This window comes from Salipaludibacillus sp. CUR1 (assembly GCF_021028955.1).
GTDB lineage: Bacteria > Bacillota > Bacilli > Bacillales > Salisediminibacteriaceae > Salipaludibacillus.
Window position 1 is genome coordinate 42521 of record NZ_JAIWPE010000030.1, and the last position, 6299, is coordinate 48819.

The 6299-nt window shown below is 33.2% G+C and carries 7 protein-coding genes; all 7 read left to right on the top strand.

The window, feature by feature from the left end; all coding sequences use genetic code 11:
* Nucleotides 1–14 precede the first annotated feature (14 nt).
* The 7 genes from K8O68_RS07180 to K8O68_RS07210 all read left to right on the top strand — a co-directional run bounded on the left by K8O68_RS07180 (nucleotide 15) and on the right by K8O68_RS07210 (nucleotide 5910).
* The gene (locus tag K8O68_RS07180) at nucleotides 15–866 is read left to right on the top strand and encodes a GIY-YIG nuclease family protein (RefSeq protein WP_230896246.1); all 852 of its coding nucleotides are present in this window, start codon (nucleotides 15–17) and stop codon (nucleotides 864–866) included.
* A 28-nt stretch (nucleotides 867–894) separates the two neighbouring features.
* Entirely contained in the window at nucleotides 895–1266 is a 372-nt protein-coding gene (locus K8O68_RS07185) for an HIT family protein (RefSeq protein ID WP_230896247.1), read from the top strand.
* Nucleotides 1267–1284: 18 nt separating this feature from the next.
* A complete protein-coding gene (locus K8O68_RS07190) occupies nucleotides 1285–1497 on the top strand; it encodes a phospholipase D-like domain-containing protein (protein WP_230896248.1) in 213 nt (70 codons plus the stop codon).
* A 489-nt stretch (nucleotides 1498–1986) separates the two neighbouring features.
* Nucleotides 1987–2364, top strand: a complete 378-nt coding sequence (locus K8O68_RS07195) for a hypothetical protein (RefSeq protein ID WP_230896249.1) — start codon at nucleotides 1987–1989, stop codon at nucleotides 2362–2364.
* Nucleotides 2365–3366: 1002 nt separating this feature from the next.
* Complete coding sequence (locus K8O68_RS07200; protein ID WP_230896250.1) at nucleotides 3367–3573, top strand: helix-turn-helix domain-containing protein; 207 nt, start codon at nucleotides 3367–3369, stop codon at nucleotides 3571–3573.
* Nucleotides 3574–3580: 7 nt separating this feature from the next.
* Nucleotides 3581–4498 carry a hypothetical protein gene (locus K8O68_RS07205; RefSeq protein ID WP_230896251.1) on the top strand — a complete coding sequence of 306 codons (918 nt, stop codon included), beginning with the start codon at nucleotides 3581–3583 and terminating at the stop codon, nucleotides 4496–4498.
* Between the two features lie 56 nt (nucleotides 4499–4554).
* Entirely contained in the window at nucleotides 4555–5910 is a 1356-nt protein-coding gene (locus tag K8O68_RS07210; protein ID WP_230896252.1) for a DNA cytosine methyltransferase, read from the top strand.
* Nucleotides 5911–6299 lie beyond the last annotated feature (389 nt).

The following is a 6299-nucleotide window of genomic DNA, read 5'->3' on the forward strand; positions in this document are numbered from 1 at the left end:
AGAGGTGAAATATAATGCCCCGAACATTTGGAAAAACAATTCAAATTTTTATGCCAGATGGTTCACCTACAAGTTATAAGATAGCTGAAATTACAACCAGAATTGTCCAATTAATTTTGATACCTAGAAATAAATTGACTGAGATGGGAAACCGTGAAGAGGTTAATAATGTGGGTGTGTATTTTTTATTTGGAAGAGGAGAAACAGATAATAAAGCAAGTGTTTATATTGGCGAAGCCGAAAATTGTTTTGAGAGATTAAAACAGCACAACCGAGATTCTAATAAGGATTTTTGGAACGTTGCTATACTTGCTGTTACCAAAACAAGTAGTTTTACCAAGTCACATGTTAAATTTTTAGAATCATTCTGTTATCAAGAGGCAAAGAAGGTTGACCGGTATAATGTGGTAAATGGGAATACTCCAACTCAGTCACGATTATCAGAACCAATGGTAGCTGATCTGATGGATAATTTTGATACAATGAAAACTTTATTATCTGCCCTTGGATATCCTATTTTTGAAAGAGTCGCAAATGAAACATCAGAGGAACTACTTTATTGTAAGGGAAAAGATGCCCTTGCTAGAGGAGAATATACAGATGAAGGATTTGTTGTGTTTAAAGATTCTGTATGCAATCTTGAAGAAGCAGCCTCTGCAGGTACTTGGGTTATTAATGCGCGAAAAGAATTAATAGAAAATAATATTTTATTTGAAGAGGGTAATATACTTAAATTTAAAGAGAATCATATCTTTAATTCACCAAGTGCCGCAGCTGTATGTGTACTTGCGAGACGAGCGAATGGGTGGACAGAGTGGAAAAATAAAGCTGGAAAGACCTTGGATGAACTGAAGAGGCAAGAGTAGCGTTCGAAAGTAACAATGGAGGTAAGAAATGAATAGTGAACGATGCCAATTTTGTTTAATAAAAGAAAAAGTCATACAAAACGACCTGGCCTTCGTCATCTATGACAAATATCCTGTTGCAGAAGGCCACGCTTTGGTAATTCTTAAGCGCCACGTTGCTGATTATTTCGATACCACTGATGAGGAAAAACGGGCGATGCAGGAACTTGCGGAGCAGATACGTGCCATTCAGAAAGAAAAGCTATTCCCAGATGGTTTCAACATTGGGATCAACTGCGGGGAAGCAGCGGGGCAAACCATTTTCCATGTCCATATGCATGTAATTCCAAGATATAAAGGAGACATGGAGGATCCCCGGGGCGGGGTGTGCGGGGTCATTCCGGAAAAACAGAAGTATTAAACGGAGGAGGAGCGGCAGATGAGTGATGTCAAACTGATAACGAGTCAGTTAATTAAAGACCTTGTCCAGAAAATAGAACACGCAAATACCATTTACATCCTCGTCTCGTTCTCTATGAAAACAGGCGTTAATCTGCTTGCTCCTGCTTTAAAGCGTGCTGCTGAACGCGGTGCTGATATAAAATTTGATCAGAGGATTATTTGTGCATCAAGCCTTATCAACTGTCAATAAGACCACAGCTGCAATTATGCATAAGAATTTCTGGGAGGAAGAGCACGAAAAAACTTACTCATTTGATGAATCTGCGGCCGGAGATAACAAAATTATTATTAAGGTATATCCAGCTTTGGTGAACGAAAAGCGGTTTAAATAAGTATATACCCATTTAAGAAAATTTTTCCAGTCAATCACCGCACTATAAACAGAGGCTTACTACCTGCACTTGTGCGGTATACGCTATAGCTTATGAAACTGATGGTATGGTGCTTCCTATGCTGTCGCTGATAGACTAGGAAACAGAGTTTAGAGAAGAAGGTTGGGTCTACTATTCTTTAAGAAGTATGGATTATTCTATAATACTAATCCTATATTTTTTTAGTTAACCGCCTCCCTGTTTATATTTAAGAGTTGAAATAGTATAGGGATAAATAATAATTAATTTCAAGATTTTTCACAAGTTTAAAAAGGGTGTGATATAAACACCTTGAGAGGAGAAACAAAATGTTTGAAAATGATACTGAGTATATGACATCAGCCTATAAAATGTTATATAAAATCGAAACTGCGCTTAAATATAGGATTCAATCAACCTATTCTAGTATTTATGGTCTGAGTTGGGAACCCTACTTAAAGTCTCACAAATCCTTTGATAAAATGTTTTATCAAGATATTATCCGTGTATATAAGCAAGATAAATACTTACAAAGCTATTTTTCTAAGGAAGAATTAACTTCTCTAGACAATTTACGTTTTATTCGTAACGAAGTGGCTCATATGAAAGTGATTACTCCTAAGGAGCACGAATTACTGTTAACTTGTTATAATTTCGTTGTTAAACGTAAAGATAGTTTATTTGTAAATATGGACGATAATGAATAACTGAATAACTCCGTTAGAAGTTTAAATGAAGTTTATACTTCTTGTACTTTTTCTCATTAATTAGTATTTTTTACTAACTAGTTTTAACTAAAGTAGTAGATTGATAGAGCAAAAGTGTAAAATCTTATCAAGCGAAAACTGTCAACTTTATTCTAGCGTTAACATCAGTTACTAAATTGAAGAAGCATTGAATAAACGAACAGAAGATTAAATTTTTGACAAATGTTTAAATACATTGTATAAAATAGAAATTTTGTTGAGCTTATGTAAATTAGCCTCTTTTTATAATATACGGTTTCAGTTGGGGATATGTCCTTTATTAAATTACTAAAATGATGTTCTATGAACAAGATTTAAGAGAAAACATTCACTTATATATAATAAAAATTTTAACATTTAGTTTGACAATGATAGGCGATTTGCAAAAATTCAGAGCAAAGTTAAAAATAGTATCTTCCTTTAATGTGCGGTTTTCTTTTTGCACTATATAAACACTTACCTATTAGCCTCTTAAAAAACCTCTCGCTTACCCCTTTTTCATCTCATCTTGTCTGGCCAACGTTCTGTTTTTTATGTCCAAAATGTGTAATCAATACTTATTTTTAAGACAGTTTTATAATTAAAATGTTAGCCCTTTCTTAATAAAGAATTATAGTTAATTGTTTCCAAGTAATTAGATTTTACTTTCCAAGGTAGGGGAGCCTCCAGAGACGATAGCTAATTCAAATAATATATGGTCACTTTACCCAAAAATTAATTGGTAGTCTTCAATAATCTATTTGTTTGAAAAATCTTTATATGAGGTGTGAGAGTGTTCCTCTCTTTTCTCATAAATTCATTCATAAAAATATTATACCTATAAAACAATCTACTTAAAAAAAAGCCAGTAATAACTACTTCTACTAGCTGCTGGCCTTGTGAAGCTTAGAACTAATTATCGAGATTAATAGTCTGTAGATTAATTGAATTAATAATAATAACTTTTTATTGGAGGTGTTTTATTTGAGAGCATTAGATAGAATTGCTGTAAATATAAAAAAAATACGCCTTGAAAAAAATATATCCCAAGAAAAATTAGCGGAGTTATCAGGGTTACACAGAACTTATATTAGCCAAATTGAAAGGAAGGTAAAGAACCCTACAGTTAATAATTTAGAAAAAATTGCGGATGCTCTCAACACTGATATAACAGAATTATTGAAGGAGTAAAATATTTATGGATAAAGTGATTAATAAGTATATATCTTATAATAGTACTGAAAATAGAATTTCGAAAACATCTGATACATATATCAAGGTTAAATATATATGGAATGACCTAGAATGGAATGGAGTAATTCCATTAGATTATAGGTATTATGGTAATAGTGTAGACTCTTCAGAGGAAGATCAAGTAAAGAGTTGGGTAGAACTATGTTATAAAAATTTAGCCCCGGATAATATAGAAGAGTGGAAAGTGGAACAGGAAAAGTTTTTTGGAGAAAAAAAAACTAGAACAAAAGAAGTGTTTGACGTATTAAATGATGATAACCGTGTATCAACTTGGAAGTGTCGTACCCACGTAACCGGAAAAGTAAATGATCAATCTGCAGCAAGAATAAAAGCTTTAAAAGAACGTGGCTATGTAATTATAACAGAAAATCGATTTTGTGAAGTGTGCAATAAGAGTACATACTTTGATATTCTAATTAGAATACCAAGAATGTCTGCTGGTGTAGTTAATAGAATATCAATTTCTTCTCAGCTCAGGACAAGAATTTATGATGTTTTAGAAAAAAAAGACTCTTTTTTCAATGCCAAAAGAGAAATGAAAGAATTAGTAATAGATCATAAATTTCCAAGTGCTAGATGGCAAAGTGGTGAATCTGATAATTTTAATGATATGTCAGATTTACAAATTAAAGAAAAATTTCAACTTCTAACTAATCAATCAAATTTACTAAAAGAACGAATCTGTCAAAGATGTGTAAAGGAAGGAATAAGAGGAGACTTTTTAGGTATTAACTGGTTTTATGTAGGAAATAAGAAATGGGAAGGGCAATCAAAATACGATGAAAAAGGGTGTGTTGGCTGTCCTTGGTATGATTTAGAAAAGTGGAAAGAAGAGCTACAAAAAGAAGTAGGTTTTTATTGATTTCTTCTCATCCGTATTATAGAATATAAAACATTGAAAAGGGGGAGAGGAAATTAATGAACATAAAAACTGTAGGCAGTATTTGCTCGGGTATTGAAGCAGCTTCTGTTGCGTGGTCACCCTTAGGATTTAAATTCCAATGGTTTTCTGAAATAGCGGATTTTCCATCCTTGATTTTAAAAGAAAAATATCCTAATACGCAAAATGTTGGAGATATGATTAATATCCCTAAATTATTATTAGATGAAAAAATTTCAGCTCCTGATTTATTATGTGGGGGAACACCTTGCCAAGCTTTTTCATTGGCTGGATGGAAAAATGGGCTTGAAGATGAGCGAGGAAATTTAACATTACAATTTGTTGAGACTGTAAACTCAAACGATATGCTCCGGGAAAAGAAAGGGTTGTCTCCGAGTGTAGTATTTTGGGAAAATGTTGAGGGGGTATTAAAGGATAAAACAAACGCTTTTGGTTGTTTGGTTTCTTCATTAGCAGGGTTGGATGAAGCAATTGAACATAAGAAATGGCCAAATGCTGGGTTTATAAGTGGACCTAAAAGGAATGTGGCATGGCGTGTTTTAGATGCTAAATACTTTGGACTACCTCAACAACGCAGAAGGGTATATTTATTGGCTGGAGGTAAAGACTTTCATCCCGAAGATGTACTATTTGAAATAAATGAGAAGGAAATTAAAGATTATCCTGAATCACCTTTAGAGTTTGAAAAAAATGGAAGTCACTTTAAGATTTTTAGGGAATATACTGATTGTCTTTATTCTGCTTATGGTACTAAGTGGAATGGAAATGCTGCAGCTTATAATGGCTCATTGTTTGTTGTGCAAAATGGACGTATTCGAAGGTTCTCCCCTTTAGAATGTGAACGTTTAATGGGTTTTCCGGATAATTATACTTACTCTGATAAAGCTAAAAGAACCCCGCGTTATCAGGCAATTGGTAATTCATGGGCAGTGCCAGTAATAAGCTGGATTGGAAAAAGATTAAAGACTGAGAACCCAAAAAGACAGATTAAAAAATTATTTAATAGGCCCTCTTTTAGTGACGGCGTAGATTTTTGGGATTTGGGGGAAGGACTTGTGAAGACAGATAACAATACTGTATTGAATTGTACGCAAGTCCCTGAAAATGTAACGATATCGAGCATTAAAGATATTGTGTCTGCTGATGCTCCAGAACAAATATATATATCCCCTGTAGGATGTTTTGGTATGATAAGACGCAAAAATGAGCGGAGTTTGCGTATGAATCCTGAACTTGAAAAAACTTTGATTGAAATTGCTAACCAAATGTCACCTGAAGATATTGAAAAAAAGTCAAGAAGACAAAAACGTGGGCGGTTTAGTAAAGATATCGAAAAGAAAAAAATTGTGAATGAACAATTAGCTCTTTTTTAATTTTAAGTATATAAATTAATATTTGTTAGAAATATTTATATCAAACTATAACTTTTTTAGACTGTTAATAATTCATTTTAACAGTCTTTTTTTATTTCATGCCGAATTTTGATAATAATTAGTTAAACTTTAACCTATTAACCTTTATAAGAAAATTAAGAGGTTAAAAATCAAATTAATAGTGTAACTATAGAAAGCACCTGAGACTGAGACTGTGCTCAGTGGTCGTTCTTTGAATGTTAATTATGATGACACTTTCTCTGCTAGTTTTAAAAGGAGCATTCCTGTAAGAAAGAAATTTGGGGTTTGAACAAAAAAGAGCCCCCTTGGTATGATACGAGGTGTCCAAAGCTGATCAGCGAAAAGGACCCTTAATTGATACCCAAGGA